Origin of the sequence: Variovorax dokdonensis (assembly GCF_030316895.1) — a bacterium.
GTDB lineage: Bacteria > Pseudomonadota > Gammaproteobacteria > Burkholderiales > Burkholderiaceae_C > Variovorax > Variovorax dokdonensis.
This window is the reverse complement of sequence record NZ_JASZYV010000002.1, coordinates 81,551-99,060: the sequence shown is the minus strand read 5'-3', so window position 1 is coordinate 99,060 and position 17,510 is coordinate 81,551. Positions and strand designations below refer to the sequence as shown.

The window sequence follows — 17,510 nt, the reverse complement described above, 5'->3', positions numbered from 1 at the left end:
AACCTGAGTTCACTAGCGGCGGCGTGAGGCCACACCGAAACAGCGGCCTCGATGATTGGCTTTGTCCAGCTGGCGATCACACGCCGCAGGCGGCGAAGCATGCGGGGTGTCGCGGACTCCTTCGCTTCTGTTCCGCTACACGTTGTAGATAAGGGCGCACCTCTCGCGTAGTATGAGTTTGGGCTGTTGGCTAGCCTTGATGGTTACTTGGGTTGAAGGCTCTCTATGCGGGCTATTGAAAGTGCCCACGTGGCGCGTGGCGAATGTTCGTCAACCTCTCGTTGATGGGCGCAAGCAGGGCCCGCCAATCCTGAACCTCAAGCTCTACCCTGACGCCCTGACGACATTGGTACAGAACTGCGCCAGCCAGCCCCTCTGAGCTTCCAGGTGCGAAGAGAAGATTTGGGTACTTCGCGAGCAGCGTGCCGATTGCGCCCACGTTGGCAGCCACGACTGGCAAGCGGCAGGCAAGCATCTCATAGGCCTTCTGTGGAAAACAGTAGCGGCCGAATGGTGTGTCCAATACTGAAATCACCCCTACGTCCAGAGCGTTGAAGAGCGTGGCCACCTCCGAATGGCCGAGTTGACCCAGGTAGTGCACGCGGTCACCAGTGGGCAGGGGGCAGGACGGATCCAAAGGTCCCGCCAAAACAAGGTGGATGTGGTCGTGCTTCGACAACGAGCGACTCCACGCCTCATAGAGCGGCTCGACCCCCTTCTCGCGATGAAGGCCCCCAGCAGTGCCAACTAGCGTGGCATCGGGTGGCAGGCCTAGCGCCCTGCGTGCAGCGCCGCGGTCCATTGGGCAGAAGATCTGCAGGTCCACGCTGCTGGGCATCGGCACCACTTCCCCGCGCGGCGGATAGTTGGCAAGCACGTATTCGCGCAGTGGTTCACTCGTGGTTATGACCAGATCGGCTCGGCGAACGCCCCGGCGAAGCGCGCCAACGAAGCCCGGAATGCGCGCCTGGCCAAAACCCTCGAAATTGTCGTAGAGATCCGCCACATAGGCGCAGCCCAGATGGCCGGCCAGCCAACTACCGATGGCGACGTGCGGAATGTCCGAGGCACCGATCAGCACGTCAGGCGCAAATTCTTGCAACTGGCGCAGCAGCCGTGACGGATAGGTGAGCAGCGGCGGCAGAAACCACGGGCGGATGGGCTGGGATCGCCAACGCAGCCGACCTACGCCGCCATCGTGTTCCCAGGAACCTGCTTCCGTCCCTTGGTAGTCAAGACACCACGCAGACACGTCGTGACCAAGATGTGCAAGTTGCCTCGGAATCTCGTAGAGACGCGCATAGCGGTCGAGAATCACGTCTTTGCCCATGTAGCGCCGCTTGCAGATAAAAGCAACGCGCAAGTTTTCGTGAGTCAACGGTGGCTCTCTACGAGACGCCCCGCAACGGCCAACGCGGCCGCCACAACTTGATCCATGTTGTAGTAGCGGTATTCGGCCAAGCGGCCCACGAATGTCACGTTCGGCTCGGCTTCAGCCAAGGCTTGGTAACGCTTGAAGAGCGCCTCATTGCCGTCGCTGGGAATTGGGTAGTACGGATCGCCCTCCGCTTGCGGATACTCGCGCACGATCGACGAGCCGGCGCACTGCTGCCCAGTCAGATGCTTGAATTCGGTGATGCGCGTGAATGCGTGATCGTTCGGATAGTTCACCGTCCCCACAGGCTGAAATTGGGCCACACCTGGCAGGTGCTCATGCTCGAAGCGCAGCGACCGGTACGGCAAACGTCCGTGGCAATAGCCGAAATACGCATCGATTGGTCCTGTGTAGACCAAGTGGTCGAACACCTCTTGGCTCCGGACGTGCGCAAAATCGATGCCGACCTCCACATGGATGTTTGGATGGTCAAGAATGGCTTCGAACATCTTTGTATAGCCATTAATTGGCATCGCCTGAAACTTGTCGGTGAAATAGCGATCATCGGCGTTGGCCCGGACGGGAATACGCGCGGCTACTCCGGCCTTGAGTTGCGAAGGTTCCAGTCCCCATTGTTTACGCGTGTAGTTGAGAAAGAACTTCTCATACAGATCGCGCCCCACGCTATTGAGCACCACATCTTCGCTATTGAGCACCGGCTCGCGCGGCTCGCGCACACGCTCGAAGTAGGCTGCCGCGCCAGCCTCATCAAGATCCAGCCCGTAGAGCCGGTTGAGTGTGTCGCGATTGATTGGGAACGGGTAGAGCTTGCCATCCACCACACCTAGCACGCGATGCTCGTAGGGACGCCACTCGGTGAAACGAGAGAGGTAGTTCCACACGCGTTCGCTATTGGTGTGAAAGATGTGGGGGCCGTAGTTGTGGATGAGCACACCCTGCGGGTCCGTCTCGTCGAAGGCATTTCCGGCTACGTGCGTGCGCTTATCGATGACACGGACGTGTTGGCCGGCTTCGGCCAGTTCGCGTGCGACGACGCTGCCTGCAAAGCCTGCGCCGACGACCAGCGCCTTCCTGGGAATCACTTGATTTTCCATAGTTCGTGCCGCTTGCCGTCGATACCTAGCAATCCGTCTATGAAGCCGGCGAAGAACGCCTTGAATTGAGCCAGCTTGCGAGGCTCTTTCAACAGCGCAGCAACCAGTCGCACAAACGATCCTGGAATAGTCTGGCTATAGAGTTTGATGCCGTAATACCTGCGGGCGATGAAGATCCGATTGCGGGTGTCGTAGTAGCGTTTCCAAGGCGGCAAACTGAGATAGGCCACGCGCATGCCGAGGAACCTGAACTCGCTCAGTTCTGTGCGCGGATGTTCGATACGGCTATTCCCCGCGATGACGATATCGCTGCCAGCGTGGCGGGCGCGAACGCAGTACTCAACATCATCGGCGGCGATGAAGAACCCGGCATCTGGATAGCCAATCTTGTCGACTAGGCTACGGTGGATGAGAAAGCCTAGCAGCGGGATGGAGTCGACACGGGCGGCGGCAGGCACATCCTTCGCAAAATGAACCACGTTCCCTTGATCAAGTAGTGTGGTGGACCATGATGTGTTTATGCCGTTCACAGCCAGCGAGCCATAGACATTCTCAGGCGCTACCGCGACCTTAAGCAGTTCATCGAGCGCCGTGGGGTGCGGACAAGCATCGTCATCCATCATCCACGTCCATTCGGCACCACTGGCGACGGCCTGCCTCAAGCCCTCAGCAAAGCCTCCAGCCCCACCAGTGTTTTCGGAAAGATGGACGACCTTTAACCAATCTGCCCGCTCGGCGGCCAGAGCGTCAAGATACTCGCGCGTAGCGTCGCTCGACGCATTGTTCACCACCAAAATGGTCGCCGGCGACCAGGTTTGGGCCTGCAATGAGGCGATGCATTCCCGCAATAGAGAAATGCGGTTGTAGGTGACGACAACGGCTGTAACGGCGCTCGACTTCATTCGCCACCGATCCCGGCTATGCTGACAGCAGCTTGCAGCACTTTCTTCACCACCCAACTCTCCGCGCTCTGCCACCACGTACGATGCGACTGGCATGAAACGGCAGGCGCTCGAATACTCGCTTGGCAAACTCTCGTATTACCCAAGGTTCCTGCATGAAAATACGCCCGGCCCGCAGAAGATGGCCAGAGCGCAAGGGGGAAAGAAAGGTCTGGTAGCGCTCGAGCCGGCGTATGCAAAGAATCTTCGCTTCAACGGCCGCAGTGGCGGACAAATCATGCGCGAACAAATCTTTGCCCTCCTCAAATACCTCCCGAAAAATTCGAAATCTATCCGAGTTTTTCGTACTCAATGAGCCTGGAGTCATGCGATAAAGATACAGCGGACGAGGTACGTAGCGGACAACAGAGCCATTCGCAAAGAAAGAGAATAAAAAGACAACGTCCTCGCCATTCAATTTTTCTCCATGACTGGCCTTCAGTTTCATTGCCAGTTCGCGACGAAAAAATGGCTTGATCAGTTGCCGATCTTCCTGGAGAAATTGCTCGAACTTCAGGATGCGTACGTCGGCTCCCGATGGCTGGAAATGCCGTTCATCCCAAACCACACGCCACGGAGCCAATCCTGAAGGTGTGTCGTGGCAATCCATGACCGCGTCTGCAACGAGATCGTCCGGATGCTCCCTCGCCACGGGCAGCAGTGTTTCGAGGCGTCGCGGTAGATATTGATCGTCCGCGTCCAAGAACGTCACCCAAGTGCCTCGGGCGCAGTCGATGGCGCGATCGCGGGACGGGCCGGGGCCTCTATTCGCCCCCCCTCTGAGCAACTTGATGCGCGGATCTACAAAGCTCTCGACCACCTGGGTGGTGTCATCGGTCGATCCGTCGTCGCAGATCAGCAACTCGAAGCTTGTGCATGTCTGAGCCAGTACGGAGCGAATGGCATCCCCGATGGTGCGCTGTGCGTTGTACGCGGCCATCACGATGGAAACCGAAACGTCGGAAACTTCCTGGGTAATCATTGGCATTCGATGCCACTCATCTTTGAAGATAGGGCTTCACGGCTGCGGCCAGAAGTAGGATTACCTGGTATATCGGCCTCCTCCAGAAGATTCCAATCTTCCAGTTGACGGCAATACACTCAAAAATCATGCGCGCCCTATTCGTATTTCCGGAGCTAATTCCTCCGCGTAGAAATTTTGCAACGACCTGATCAATTTTGCAGCCTCGACCAGCAATCAACTCTCGAAGAAGAAGTTCATTGTCGGCGGCTATCTTTAGCTTCTCATCGAATCTGAAGCCATCGGTAAAAATCTGAGCGCGGTGCAAAACACCTTGATGACAGGGAAGTACAGGCCGGCCGATGACCCAAGGCCCGTCAAGCCCCTCCCACCTCTCGTTCCTAACTTTGAGAACAAGATTGTCTTGATTGCCGACCTCGTGAACGTCTCCGTAGACGAGGGTTTTGGAAGCATCCACATGGGGCAGATATTCGGACAAGATCTGAAGCGTATCGCTTGCAAACAACTCGTCACCGGCTCCGAGAAATAGAACCCAATCACCCGAGATTCGGGCAATCCCCTTATTTAGAGCGTTGTAAATCCCGGCGTCTGGTTCAGAAGTAAAAGCTGCGGCAAACTCCGGGTGATATTCTTTGAACAACTTTTTGGTCCCGTCACTCGATGCGCCGTCGACGACGATCCATTCAAAATCCCTGTACGACTGCTTTGCAATGGAGCGAGCGGTCCGAAGCAGTTCATTTGCGGCATTGTAGGATGCGGTAACTATGGAGAATTTCACGGCACTGGCGCTTGGACCTGAAATCAAAAAATTGGCACTTTTGGTCACGCTCGCGCGGCAGAACCAAGCTTAGCTGGAACGTGCATGGTCAATGCTCTCCAACAGAGTGCGGCCACTTGCGATTCGCCGGGCCACGCCACTCTGATGCAGGGATTTGGCATCCCGTGCCGGACGGTGGGGTTGATTCAAGGCCTCAATCATGTGACTGGCCAATTCGGCCGAGTCCCCGGCTGAAAAGAATGCCACCAGCGACTCGTCCAATTCGCGATTGACCTCGATATCAGAGACTAGGCAGGGCACCCCCAGCGAAACGGCATCATAAACAGCCCCACCGCCCGGGCCCCCTTCGAATAGTGTGGGTTGAAGAAGTGCGATCGAGGAAGTCATGAGTTCGATCTGATCGGACTTGGGAATCATTCCGAGCACGTGAACTCGCTCCGCAATGTTGTGGTCATGCAGAAACTTCTTGAGTGCGGGGAAGTGATTCGGGTCGCGATAGTCATCCGTGGGGCCTGTGCAGACAAGATGAATGTCCGGATGCCGATCCGCAATGGCAGCAAATGCGGCGAATGCGGTTCCATGGTCCTTGTGCTTCCAGAATTGATTGGCAATCAGGAAGTAACGACGGTGAATTCCGTAGCGGGCCTGCACGCCCGTGGAAGGCTCAAGCCAAGCAGCTTGCGGCGCCGCGCTGAATGGCAAAGTGAATATTCTTGCCTTGCTGCCGGGATGAAATCGCTCGATGTCTCTGGCGGCAGCTCGCGAATTGACGATGACGGTCCTTGCACGCATGAGCATGGCCGAGAAGTGCGCATCGCGTGACCGGCATTCCTCCTTAGAAAAGAGCTGAGGCAAGTAGCGGTGCTGGAAGTCAGCGATGTATCCGACCCAGGGAAACGGGAAGTCGGCTGGCAGCGGATTGTGGGCCGGCATCAGTACGTCAAGTGACAGCTCGCGGGCTAGGCGGGCAAGTGCGTAGCGATCCGGAGCGACGCGGTGGATCGTGACTGCGCCACCAACGCTGCCCGCCAGTTCGTCGATATGACTAGCCGCCGGCCGTCGGACCTGCGGCTGCCGATCCTTTCGCATGAGTCCTCGATACAGGCGCACCAGGGGGGGGCGAAGCTGCCCATCCGGCACCAGCAGGTGCAACTCCAGATCAGGTCGAGCTTGATGCAGACTCGCCATCACCACCCGCAGGAAGTCGATGCCGCCGCCCCAATCGACGAAGGCGTGGCCCAGAATGCCGACTCGCATCATGTTCTTGGTCTCGCCGGCACGCCAGTCAAGACGGTCCCTTCGACATCGCACGATCTCGTCAACACGGCGCCCGCCCCCAGCATGCAGCGGGAAGCGATCTGCAACTTTTCCAGCACCTGGCTTCCTGTTCCCGCCAAAACTTCGCTGTCGATCTGGACGTTTCCCGACACGTTGCAGCTTGGATTGAACACGTTGTACGAACCGATGCGCGCGTCGTGGGCTACCGTGACGTTCAAGTTGAAAAGATTGAAGTCGCCGATCTCGATATCACAGGTCATGACGCAACCCGCAGCCACTGCGTTGCCGATGCCCAAACGTACCCAATCGGGATCGACAAGCGCTTTGGGATGAATCAGATTTGGAAAGCGCAGATGCGAATATTGCGTGAGTGCCTGCGCTACGCGCTTTCTGGCGGTTGGTGCCCCGATGCCGATTGCGACGTCGATCGATTCGGCTGCTGCAATCAATAGCTCATCGGTACCTACAACCACACCGAAAGGCAACTTTCTGCCAATCTCTTTCCTGTCCTGACTGATATACGCGATCTCGTCCCAGAGCGGCGTGACGCGGCAGATCGCGTCGGCCAACTGCGCTGTTTCCTTGGCAAGGCCACTCGTGGCAACGATATACAAGCGATGCGGCATATGCACTAGTCGTAATAGCTGGAAAGCGCTGCAGCAATACGTTCGAACTCCGCATCACCCAACGCCGGCCAGCTCGGAAGATTGATCCCACGCCACGACAGATCCTCCGCGACTTCATGGCGACGGTAGCTGCGCGCATACGGAGGCATTGTGTGCACCGGATAGAACAGCGGGCGGGTTTCGATGCCTGCTTCCTTCAGATGCGCCCGCAGCGGGCCGCGATGCTCCGGACTCTCTACCAGCACGGACACCATCCAGTAGCTGTGAACGCTGTCCGGCGCTTCCGCATGCATCTCGAGCGGGAATTTCTTGAGCATTGCAGCGTAGCGGGCCGCCAAGGCCCGTTTGCGCTCAATGAACTCGTCCGCACGCTCCAACTGTGCCAGACCGATGGCCGCCGCCACGTTCGTCATGCGGTAGTTGTAGCCAACAAGGTCATGCCAGTATTCACGGTAGGCGGCCAGCCCCTGTCCGCGAAAGCGGCGGCAGCGGTCATACAGCGTCTTGTCGTTGGTGACAACCATCCCACCTTCGCCGGTGGTGATGGTCTTGTTGCCGTAGAAGCTGAAGGTGGCGATATCGCCGAATGTGCCGACGTGTTGACCCTGAAAGGTTGAGCCGAAAGCCTCAGCGCAATCTTCGACCACAAACAGTCTGTGCTGCCGGGCAATTTCGCCAAGCGCAGACATGTCGCAAGGCTGTCCATACAAATGGACCACCATGATCGCTCGGGTTCGCTCGGTGATGCAGCGGCGAACGTCCTCCGGGTCGATTTGCCAAGTGTCTTTCCGGGAATCGACGAACACTGGCGTGGCGCCCGTGTAGGTGATGGCATTCGCGGAAGCGATGTAAGTCAGCGTGGGAACAATGACCTCGTCGCCGGGACCAATACCCAAGGCAACGAGCGCCAGATGGAGCGCCACGGTGCCATTGCAGACCGTTACTGCGTGGTGGCTGCCCACACGATCTGCGAAGGCTTCCTCGAAGGCGCCGACGAAGCGACCTTGACCACCTGAGATCCAGGACGAGTCTATGCACTCATTGACATAGGCTTTCACGTTGCCGCCCAGGTCGGGCTGGTACACAGGGATGAATGGCTGCGTCGAACTGCCCTCCTCCGGCGATGCGGGCCGGACTGAGGCGGACTTCTTAGCGACGTATTCCGACTGTTCTGCTTTCAAGGATGCCTCCAACAAGTATGCCCATGCGAAGCGGGTTTGATCAGCGCGACGGCTCGATGGGTTCTGCCCCATCTGGATAGTCGAGTGATGAATCGCCGAGACGCACTGCAGCCTGCACGGCGGCGCCTCGGCCCTGACCCAACATCACCACTTGGCGACAGTCGCGCAGGCTCGATTCCTTGTGCGCGATAACGATGATTGTCTTGCTGCCCGACAAGCTACGGATGGCTTCATTCAGCGCCTCTTCGGTTTGCGCGTCCAGTGCGCTGGTTGCTTCGTCGAAGAACAACACCGGCGGATCACGATAAAGTGCCCTTGCGATTCCGATGCGTTGGCGCTGCCCGCCGGAGAGACGTATCCCACGTTCACCCAGGGGGGTGAGATAGCCCTGCGCCAGGTCGCCGGCGATCATGTCGTGAATCTGTGCGGCCCTTGCCGCCCGCTCCACTGCCCCCATATCAATGGCCTGGCGCGCGACGCCGAAAGCAATGTTTTCCGCCACAGTGGCGTCGGCCAGATAGATGTGCTGCGGCACGTAGCCGATGGCGCGTTGCCATGCGCCCACGTTTGTTGCGTCAATCACAGCGCCGTCCACTTTAAGCACGCCTAGCTGCGGGCGTTGCAGACCAAGCATCAGGTCCATGAGCGTGCTCTTGCCAGCGCCGCTGGGCCCGGCGATGCCCACCGTCGTATTGGCGGGAATGGTGAGGCTGAAGGAACTGAAGATCGGCTTTTCAGGCGAATTTGGATAGGCGTAGGAAATACGCTCTAGCTCGATGCAGTGCCGGGGCACCACGACCTTCCCACCGGGAGCAGGATCGTCTACCTCGATCAATTGCAGATCGCGATGGATGCTGTTCAACGGAGCGGCAGAAAAGCGCAAACGCGCCATTCCGCGGTACATGATCTGCACTGCCGGCAGCAGACGGTAGGCAGCAAAACCGTAAAGGCCCAAGGCAGGCAATACGTGGGCGATGTCGCCGGATCGCCAGAGCAGTACCAGGGAAATCGCGATCAGGCCGGTGTACCCGACGGCCTCGACGATGTACAGCGGTGATTGGCTCAGAGTCTCTGCAGTGGCCGAATGGCGCGAGAGCTCCCGCGAAGCATGGGAGAAGCGTTGAAGGTAGGCGTCGGTGGCATGGGTGATCTTTACGTCCTTGATGCCGCCAAGTACCTCACTGCAGGCTTGGAAGCGGTTCGCGTCGGCAGCCTGACGCGCTGCCCCGATGTGGACCAAGCGCCGACGCACAAGCACATAGATCGCGCCATACAACAGCCCCACAGTGGCCACGATGCACAGTGCCATCCACGGGTCGTAGACGAACACCATAACGATGATCGCCAAGGCTACGACGCCTTGTGCAATCAGCATGGATAAGGGCTGCAGCAGCTCAAAAACGAGCTGATCAACTTCCGACAGTACGTTCTTGGTCAGCTCTGATGAATTGCGGGTGAGAAAGAATTCATAGGGTTGGCGCAGATAAGTGGATAGAAGCCGCACGGCCAGAGACCGCCGCAACATGTGGACAAAGCGGCCCACCAAATGAAATGTGAGGGTTTTGAATGCGGAGGACGCAATCACGACGGCCATGGTGATCAATCCCAGCACCGTGATAAAGGATGCCTCGTCAGCAAAGTTCAGTGCCTTGAACGCCTCGCCAAGCCATCGGTTCTCGTGGACGATGGCTGGCCGTGCCAATACCGAAAGAAAAGGCATGATGGAAAGCACGCCGGCCGTCTCTGCCATCGCCATGAGGATGATGAGCAGCAGCATCCACAGGGCCTTGCGCTGCTCAGCTGCGGAGAAGAGCGCCCAAACTTTTTTCAAGGTGTCAGGCATTGATGTCGAGATGCGTTGCCGGGCAACTGACTCATGGTGCTGAATCGGTCAGAGAAAGCTGGTGACGAAAGAGATTGGCTGACTGAGCGTCAGGCGGCGACGACATTGAGGGCATCTCCCCTGATGCGCCCTCGCGTATCGACGATGAGCTGAGCGTGCTCTTGCAGGAGCGCATAGTCGAATCCGTCGTGATCCGTTGCCAATACCACGCAGTCATAGCTGACTAACGTTTGTGCATTCAACGGCACCGACTGCAGATCGAAATGGTAGTTGCGCTTGCGCGGAAACACCGGCACGTGCGGGTCACTGTAGTCAATATGTGCCTCTTTGGCCTGCAAAAGGTCCATGACTTCAACGGCGGGTGATTCGCGCGTGTCGTCGATGTTCTTCTTGTAGGCCAGACCGAGCACGAGGATGCGGCTGCCCTTGACGGCCTTGCCTCGATCATTGAGCGCGTCGGCCACTTTGCCCACAACCCAGTGGGGCATAAAGTGGTTGATCTCACCGGCCAGTTCGATGAAGCGCGTGTTCACGCCGTATTCGCGGGCCTTCCAGGTCAGGTAAAACGGGTCGATGGGGATGCAATGACCACCCAGGCCGGGACCGGGCTTGTAGGGTACAAATCCGAAGGGCTTGGTGGCGGCAGCATCGATCACTTCGTGGATGTTGATGCCCATCTTGTCGGCCACGATCTTCATCTCGTTGACCAGACCGATATTGACGGCCCGATGGATGTTTTCGAGCAGCTTGGTCATCTCGGCGGCGCGCGGCGAGCTGACGGGCACCATGGTGTCGATGGCGCGCCGGTATAAGCCGGTTCCCAGCGCGAGGCAGCTCGGGGTCATGCCGCCGATGACCTTGGGAATGTCCTTCGTGCCGTAGTGAGGATTGCCGGGGTCTTCCCGCTCCGGACTGAAGACGAGGGCGCAGTTCTGGCCAGGAACGAGTCCGCGCGCCCGCAGGCGCGGAGCCAACACTTCTTCCGTCGTTCCGGGCCACGTGGTGCTTTCTAGGCTCAGCAGCTGGCCTTCGCGCATGTGGGGCAGCATGGCCTCGACGGTGTTGATGATGAAGCTGAGGTCCGGTTGACGGTGCTGGTCAAGCGGCGTCGGGACGCAAATGACAAGCGCATCGGCTTCGGAAGTACGGGCGAAGTTACCGGTCGCCTCGAAGCCCTGAGCGAGGGCTTGGCCAATCAATTCTGTCGTCAGCCGCTCGATGTAGCTCTGTCCGCTGTTGAGCTTTTCGATCTTGGCTCCGTCTATGTCAAAGCCGATGACCTTCACCCCTACTTCGGCAAAGCGCAAGGCCAACGGCAATCCGACGTAGCCGAGACCGTAAATCCCGACGACGGCTTGGCCATTCTTTATACGGGAGGCGAGTTGAAGCAGGGCGGTCATTCAGATCTCGTGTTCAAGGCTTACCGGCAAGAGATGGTGCCAGTGGTGGTCGAATTTCTGGGGCGCTGCCAGATCGCTCGCAAGTGAGCGCCTTTGAATCCCCGGGATTGCGCCCAGGCAGTTGAGACGCTCATCGCCGGAGGCCCCCAGAGCACGCTTGAGCCAGCACATCGCCATAGCGCCGTTCGACCTGGCTCCAGTCCAGTAGATCATGAGCGCGGCTGCGCACGCGGGCCGCAGTTGCTTGGGCCTCATCGGGCGCTCGAAGCACTCCAACAATGCGCAGGGCGAGCGCTTGGGCGTCTGTCGGGTCAACGGTAATCACCGGCGTATCCTCCCCAAGTATGTCCTCGAGGCCTTGCACATAGCCTGCGACCACTGGGCAACCACAACCAACTGCCTCCATCAGCGCCACCGGCAGCCCCTCCTGGTCGCCGGTGGCAGCAGTCACAAATGGAGCCACGAAGACCGATGCCCGCTGATACAGCGCCGGCAGTTTCGCTTGGGGAACGGCCCCGAGGAATCGAACGGCGTGCGCCACGTCCCGCTTCCCAGCCAAGGCTTTCAACGGGCCTTCGTCCGGACCAAATCCGGCGATGGTCAAGGTCGCGTGCGGGAACTCCTGAAGAACGAGCGGCATTGCATCGATGAGATGGCGCAAGCCCTTCTTCTCAACCAAACGACCGACGAAAAGCAGCTCATTCCCGTCGCGAACCGACTTCGCGGGAACGAATCGTTCGGCCAAGTCGACGCCCATCGGTAGGACGTTCACTGCGTGCGCCGGGACGCCCATTTGTACAACCAATTTCCGCATGGCTGAACTCACCACTGTAATCGCGGCCGCGCGCTTGAGCACCCATTTCTTAAGGGTGACGACAGGCTTCGCACGAAGAGCGTAGAGGTCAGCTCCGTGCGATGTCACAACGTAAGGAATCGGCCGGCGAAGGATAAGTTGCAACGCAGCCGCGATGGCGCCTTGGGGAATCAGCCAGTGCGCATGTAGCACCGTGATCGGGCGCTGGCGGGCAATTCGCCAAGCGTGCCAAGCCTGCATCACCACGAACCCTGGGACAAGGGCCAGCATCCATCGGTGTCGCCGGAGATTGCCCACGATCCCGCCGTCGTTCACCAGTCGCTCCCAACAGCTGGGAGCGTAGCGATACCTATGCACCTCCACGCCATCCAGATCTTCTTGATGCAATGCACCTGGAGCATGGGGGCAGACAACTATCACTTCGAACCGCGAGGCCAACCTGCGGCAAAGCTCATGCACGAAGCCAGGCTCGGGATCGTCGCGCCAGCGTGGATAGGTCGAGGCGAGAACCAGAAGACGAGGCCGATCCGTCGACACGACTACCCGCTCAGTCACTGACTCGCCCTGCAGCCGCCCGCGCACGGTTGGATCTGCCTAACCAAAGGGCGTTATGTCCCTTCTGCATCGCGGTACATCAATGCTGTGATCTGCTCTGAAACAAGCCCGATCAGGAAAACTATTACGGACGCGCTGAACAGCAGAACGCTCATGTTTGTGAAGCGGTGAATCGTGAAATAGGTGTAGGCGTAGTAGGCCAACCCTGTGAAGAAAAATGACGCAGCAATTGGCGCGAACAATTTGAGTGGCGAGTAAAGCGTTCCGATCTTGAAAATGATCAACAGGAAGCGAACACCGTCGCGCCAGATCCTCACGTGGCTGGTCGTGCCTTTTTGCCTCTGCTGTACGTTGATCGACTCGTACGCCACCGGATAACCCGCCCGAAAGAAGGCCATCGTGCAAGTTGTCGGATAGGAGAAGCCATTTGGAAGCAGGTGGAGAAACTCCATGAACTTCTTGCGCCGCACCACGCGAAAGCCTGATGTCAGGTCTTTTACGGGATGCCCTACCATCCACGAGGCAAGCCGGTTGTAAAAGGCATTCGCCAGACCTCGGTGGCGACTGGCTTGTCCTTCGGAATTTCGAGCGCCGACCACCATTTCGTAACCTTCCGAGAGGCGCTTGACGAGACGCGCAACATCCTGTGCTCGGTGTTGACCATCGCCGTCCATGAAGACAACCCACTCCCGCGTAGCTGCGCGAACACCAGATTTAATTGCCGCTCCATTCCCAGCGCCGTAAGGTCGGCGTTGAACGTGTGCTCCCAACGTACGAGCCAGTTCACTCGATCCGTCGGTCGAACCATCGTCAGAGAGAATGATCTCGGCCCCCGGCAATTGGTCAAGCAATTCCGGGAGCAGAGTTGCCAAACCCACGGCCTCGTTTCGAGCAGGAATCACAACGCTCACGCTTGCAAAATTGAGCCGTTGATCAGAAGAAATATCTCTGCAGATATCTGCGTCAGAATGATCCATCGGTTTATGAATTTTCCCCAAGACTTTTCCCCATTCATTCAGCCTGCGCATGCCGCATTGCTTCTCGTTCGACTTCAATTTGACGTCGATAGATTCCGAGGATATCCATTGCTTGTGCCTTTTCCAACTCGATCATTCCTTGACCGAACTTGCTCTGAAAGGCCAAACATTGTGCGTACATGATGCGAGTGGGCGCACTGTCCACGAGATCAATGGATTGGCGTATGAGCATCTCGCCGGTAGCCATGTCTCCCAATTTGTTGATGTAATACTGAGCCTGCAGTTTGATTAGTTCTGCGCGGTCACCGATGCGCAGCGACCGATTTTGAAGAGGAGCAGTGAGTAGTTGAAGTACCAGAGAATCAGGCATCCGACACGTCATTTCGACTTGGCACGCCACGACCGAGGCCAACGTTGAGTTGGTGACGTTGTGATAGGGCCAAGTCTTCAGTCCGTGCAGCACCTTCTCCGCTAAAGCCGCATCTGGCTCAATGCGCCGAAAGTAAGCCAACTGCATTCTCGCAATGAAGGGCAGGACACCAGGCAAGTAGGACTGTGTGGCCTTGGCTAGGGCTTCGTCTGCGAGAACGCCAAAGCGATCGTCTCCACTTTGGCTACGCAAAACCATATAGACACGTGCTAGATCGTAGTTGGCACGCGGCGATCGAGGGTGGTTGCCCGCTTCAAGCGCAATCCAGTCGACTGGATCCGACCATTGCAAAGCCCTTACGTAGGTCACGAATCCAAGGATACCCACGTAGCCCGCAAACAGGAGCACAAGAAGGCGTCTAGAACGAACCTCTCCAGCTCGACGGACCGCTAGTGGAACGATCACGAGCAATCCAATGGTCGCAAAATAGTTGCGATGTTCGTAGACCAACTCCAGTGGAAAGATCGTGGACTCGAGTGCATGCGCAATTAAAAACCACCCCCAACCGAAGATTAGCTCGGGGAAGCGCTTTCGAAATACCCAGCACGCAAGGGTAATGGCAGCCAAAACTACCATCGATAGGGCAGTAGAAGGAGGATCCCATAGTCCATGCGAAATTTCCACGTCGTCGTGGTAGAGGGAAAGTTCGGAATTTCTGGGCAACACAAACATGCGCAGGTAGAAAAGCAGTACCCGCGTCTCTGTCATCCCCCGTTCAATTAGAGTGAAGTCTCGATTTGCAAACGCGCCAGGGCCCAGCATTTGCGGCAACTTAAAAATCATCAAGTAAATGGCCGTGACAACTACCGCCGCCAGCGCACAACGCGACACATCGACGCCGAACAACTGTGCCATTCGACCGTTTACGCGGAACCTAAAGACCCAAGTCTCGATCCACAAGATGAGTGGCGCGAACAAAAGGCCACTCTCTTTGCTCAGGACAGACAGCGTCAGGCCTACGAGTACGATCGCCCCCATAGTGATGGCATATGCCAGCGGACGCCGAACTTCGGTTCGTGCAAAGGTCCTAGCGCGATATGAGGTGTAGGCAAGGACAGCAACAAACCCGAAGAATGCAGACAGACTCGTCATCCGCTGCACCACGTACAAGACGCCGGTTAAATTGAGCGGATGCAGCACCCAAAGGGCTGCCACAAGGCAGCCAGCACTTTGATCTAGCCAACCCGGCGTCAGGGTCACGGCAATTGCCTGTCGCTCGCGCAGGACTAAGAACAGGCGTTGCGTTAGCGCGCCTACGAGGACTGCGTTCGCCAGGTGGATCATTAGATTCGTCAGTTTGAAAGCAAACGGATCGAACCCGGAAAAATAGTAGTTAAGCGCAAATGTCAGGAGAGATACCGGTCGGCCTAAAGGACCGGCGTGGCCAGACCACGCCGCAGCCCAACCTTCCGACCAACTTAGATCGCGAATTCGTAGCGAGCCGTTTTGAAGAATGTTGACGTCGTCATCAAAGACGAAGGTCCCCGAAAGGCCAGGCCAATAGCAGGCGGCAGCAATGGCCAAGAGGAGCAGCCATCCTCCTGCTTGGGTCAAGGACACTTGTCCACGAACCGCCGTGGGTTGGCCGTTTGTGAAGACTTGAGACATGGATGCGCTTGCCGGTGAAATGAAAAGAGGCACTCGAGGTGCCTCTTTATTCTGTGCAACTAAGCGTCTGTTACGGACGGCATTCCGACGGCAGGTACTTCGTCGGCATGCTATTGCCACCACGGCAGGTCCACTTGACCGAGCCAGCAGACGCGCTGGACGGCGTCAAAGTCACTGTCTTGCTACCCGTGTCGACCAGCGAAGTGTAGGTAATCGTAATGACGCCGCCAGTTCCAACTTCGACGCCGCTAACGGCATTGCCAGCGATGGATGCAGCAGCGGGAAGGCCGGCCTTCGTGTTGTCATCTGGCCACTCACTCTTGGAGGCAAAGTACTCGCCAACACCAGCCTTGGCAGCAGCAGCCAGACCCAGACCTTCCGAAACGCGCGCACGCTTCGTGTAATCCTGATAAGCCGGCAGCGCCACAGCAGCCAAGATACCGATGATCGCCACAACGATCATCAGTTCGATAAGGGTGAAGCCCTTCTGCACGTTGCGTGCGATAGAACGACGGTTCATTTCTCTAACTCCTGGGTTGGTTCAAATCTTTAAATCAAGCCCGGGAGCGCCCCGGAGCCGAACCTGTAACCGCAGCATCTGTGCCAACCCCTTTTCGTCTCGCTTCTCGGCGTTTTCCCGAGACTTTGTTCACGAACGAGTTACAGGCACTGACAATTTCTGTTGCCGCGCAGCATCAGCCGCCTGACATTTCTTGTCACTCCGCAAGAAATGTCTACCCTCAGAGGACGAGAACGTCATCCGCGGCCAGCCAGCGGATGTCGTGGTGGCTCACCTGGCCGCCGATCTGGCTCATGATCTCGGCCGTTTCGGCCGGCTTGGTGTGGGTGATGTAGATCGGGTAGCGCTTGTCGGCACCGATCAGGCCCAGCTCTTCGACGAGGGTGGCGGGCGAGAGGTGGCGGCTGCGCTCGGCCAGGGCTTGCTCGCGGTTGCTGAAGGCGGTTTCGATGACGAGGGCGCCCACGTCCAGTTGATTCACCCGCTGCCAGAAGCTCTGGTTGCGCTCGGTGTCGCCGCTGAACACCCATTGCCTTCCGCCCTCGGCGCAGCCAATGGCAAAGCCGCAGGCCGGCACGGTATGGAATGCGGGCAGCACTTCGATGACCTTGGGTCGCTGGGTGCCCAGGGTCAGCACTTGGCCCATGTCGATTTCGTGAAAGCTCACGAATGGCGCATCGCGGCTGGGGATGGCGGCAAAGTCCGGCCAGATGATGTTGTTGAAGACGTGTGTGCGCAGCGCCGCGATGGTTTCAGGCAACGCATGCACGCGCAGGGGTTTGGTGCGGCGGTTGGCCACCGCGTCGATCATCAGCGGCAGGGCGGTGATGTGGTCGAGATGCGAGTGCGTGAGCAACACGTCGTCGATCTCGCTCATTTCCCACAGGTTGAGATCGCCAACGCCGGTGCCCGCGTCCACCAGCAGGTCGCGGTCAACCAGGAAGGAGGTGGTCCGGCAGTCCTTGGCAATGGCACCGGAGCACCCCAATACACGCACCTGCATCTGTGGCAAAGCCTCGTTTTAAGGCTAACGTTCTCGTTGGTTGGGATGTTCTTGAAGCGGCCCGAACGTTTTCACGGCGCAGGC

14 protein-coding genes and 1 pseudogene are annotated in these 17,510 nt (G+C 58.0%); all 15 read right to left on the bottom strand.

All coding sequences use genetic code 11. From position 1 onward, the window contains the following. Nucleotides 1–232: 232 nt before the first annotated feature. The 15 genes and pseudogenes from QTH91_RS09065 to QTH91_RS08995 all read right to left on the bottom strand — a co-directional run bounded on the left by QTH91_RS09065 (nt 233) and on the right by QTH91_RS08995 (nt 17,426). Complete coding sequence (locus QTH91_RS09065; protein ID WP_286659750.1) at nt 233–1,378, bottom strand: glycosyltransferase family 4 protein; 1,146 nt, start codon at nt 1,376–1,378, stop codon at nt 233–235. Next, nucleotides 1,375–2,610, bottom strand: a complete 1,236-nt coding sequence (gene glf, locus QTH91_RS09060; RefSeq protein WP_286660623.1) for a UDP-galactopyranose mutase — start codon at nt 2,608–2,610, stop codon at nt 1,375–1,377. Before glf ends, QTH91_RS09065 begins: the two co-directional genes overlap by 4 nt. A gap of 149 nt (nt 2,611–2,759) precedes the next feature. Beyond that, nucleotides 2,760–3,392, bottom strand: a pseudogene (locus tag QTH91_RS09055) (glycosyltransferase family 2 protein); the annotation flags it as partial. Nucleotides 3,393–3,438: 46 nt separating this feature from the next. Then, nucleotides 3,439–4,413, bottom strand: coding sequence for a glycosyltransferase family 2 protein (locus tag QTH91_RS09050; RefSeq protein WP_286659749.1), 975 nt, complete (start codon nt 4,411–4,413; stop codon nt 3,439–3,441). A gap of 16 nt (nt 4,414–4,429) precedes the next feature. Beyond that, nucleotides 4,430–5,191, bottom strand: a complete 762-nt coding sequence (locus QTH91_RS09045) for a glycosyltransferase family 2 protein (RefSeq protein WP_286659748.1) — start codon at nt 5,189–5,191, stop codon at nt 4,430–4,432. A gap of 69 nt (nt 5,192–5,260) precedes the next feature. Then, on the bottom strand, nt 5,261–6,451 hold the full coding sequence (locus QTH91_RS09040; protein WP_286659747.1) for a glycosyltransferase family 4 protein: 1,191 nt from the start codon (nt 6,449–6,451) through the stop codon (nt 5,261–5,263). Then, entirely contained in the window at nt 6,448–7,095 is a 648-nt protein-coding gene (locus QTH91_RS09035) for a PglD-related sugar-binding protein (RefSeq protein WP_286659746.1), read from the bottom strand. Before QTH91_RS09035 ends, QTH91_RS09040 begins: the two co-directional genes overlap by 4 nt. A 5-nt stretch (nt 7,096–7,100) precedes the next feature. Next, nucleotides 7,101–8,276, bottom strand: a complete 1,176-nt coding sequence (locus tag QTH91_RS09030) for a DegT/DnrJ/EryC1/StrS family aminotransferase (protein ID WP_286659745.1) — start codon at nt 8,274–8,276, stop codon at nt 7,101–7,103. Between the two features lie 40 nt (nt 8,277–8,316). After that, a complete protein-coding gene (locus tag QTH91_RS09025) occupies nt 8,317–10,119 on the bottom strand; it encodes an ABC transporter ATP-binding protein (protein ID WP_286659744.1) in 1,803 nt (600 codons plus the stop codon). Nucleotides 10,120–10,208: 89 nt separating this feature from the next. Beyond that, nucleotides 10,209–11,519 carry a nucleotide sugar dehydrogenase gene (locus tag QTH91_RS09020; RefSeq protein WP_286659743.1) on the bottom strand — a complete coding sequence of 437 codons (1,311 nt, stop codon included), beginning with the start codon at nt 11,517–11,519 and terminating at the stop codon, nt 10,209–10,211. Between the two features lie 130 nt (nt 11,520–11,649). Next, complete coding sequence (locus QTH91_RS09015; protein WP_286659742.1) at nt 11,650–12,870, bottom strand: glycosyltransferase; 1,221 nt, start codon at nt 12,868–12,870, stop codon at nt 11,650–11,652. Nucleotides 12,871–12,941: 71 nt separating this feature from the next. Then, nucleotides 12,942–13,916 (bottom strand): glycosyltransferase family 2 protein, encoded by a 975-nt coding sequence (locus QTH91_RS09010; RefSeq protein WP_286659741.1) that lies wholly within the window; start codon nt 13,914–13,916, stop codon nt 12,942–12,944. Continuing rightward, entirely contained in the window at nt 13,900–15,903 is a 2,004-nt protein-coding gene (locus QTH91_RS09005) for a hypothetical protein (RefSeq protein WP_286659740.1), read from the bottom strand. The genes QTH91_RS09010 and QTH91_RS09005 overlap by 17 nt, the downstream gene beginning before the upstream one ends. A 70-nt stretch (nt 15,904–15,973) precedes the next feature. Next, on the bottom strand, nt 15,974–16,423 hold the full coding sequence (locus tag QTH91_RS09000; protein WP_286659739.1) for a pilin: 450 nt from the start codon (nt 16,421–16,423) through the stop codon (nt 15,974–15,976). Nucleotides 16,424–16,643: 220 nt separating this feature from the next. Beyond that, nucleotides 16,644–17,426, bottom strand: a complete 783-nt coding sequence (locus tag QTH91_RS08995; RefSeq protein ID WP_286659738.1) for a 3',5'-cyclic-nucleotide phosphodiesterase — start codon at nt 17,424–17,426, stop codon at nt 16,644–16,646. Nucleotides 17,427–17,510: the final 84 nt, after the last annotated feature.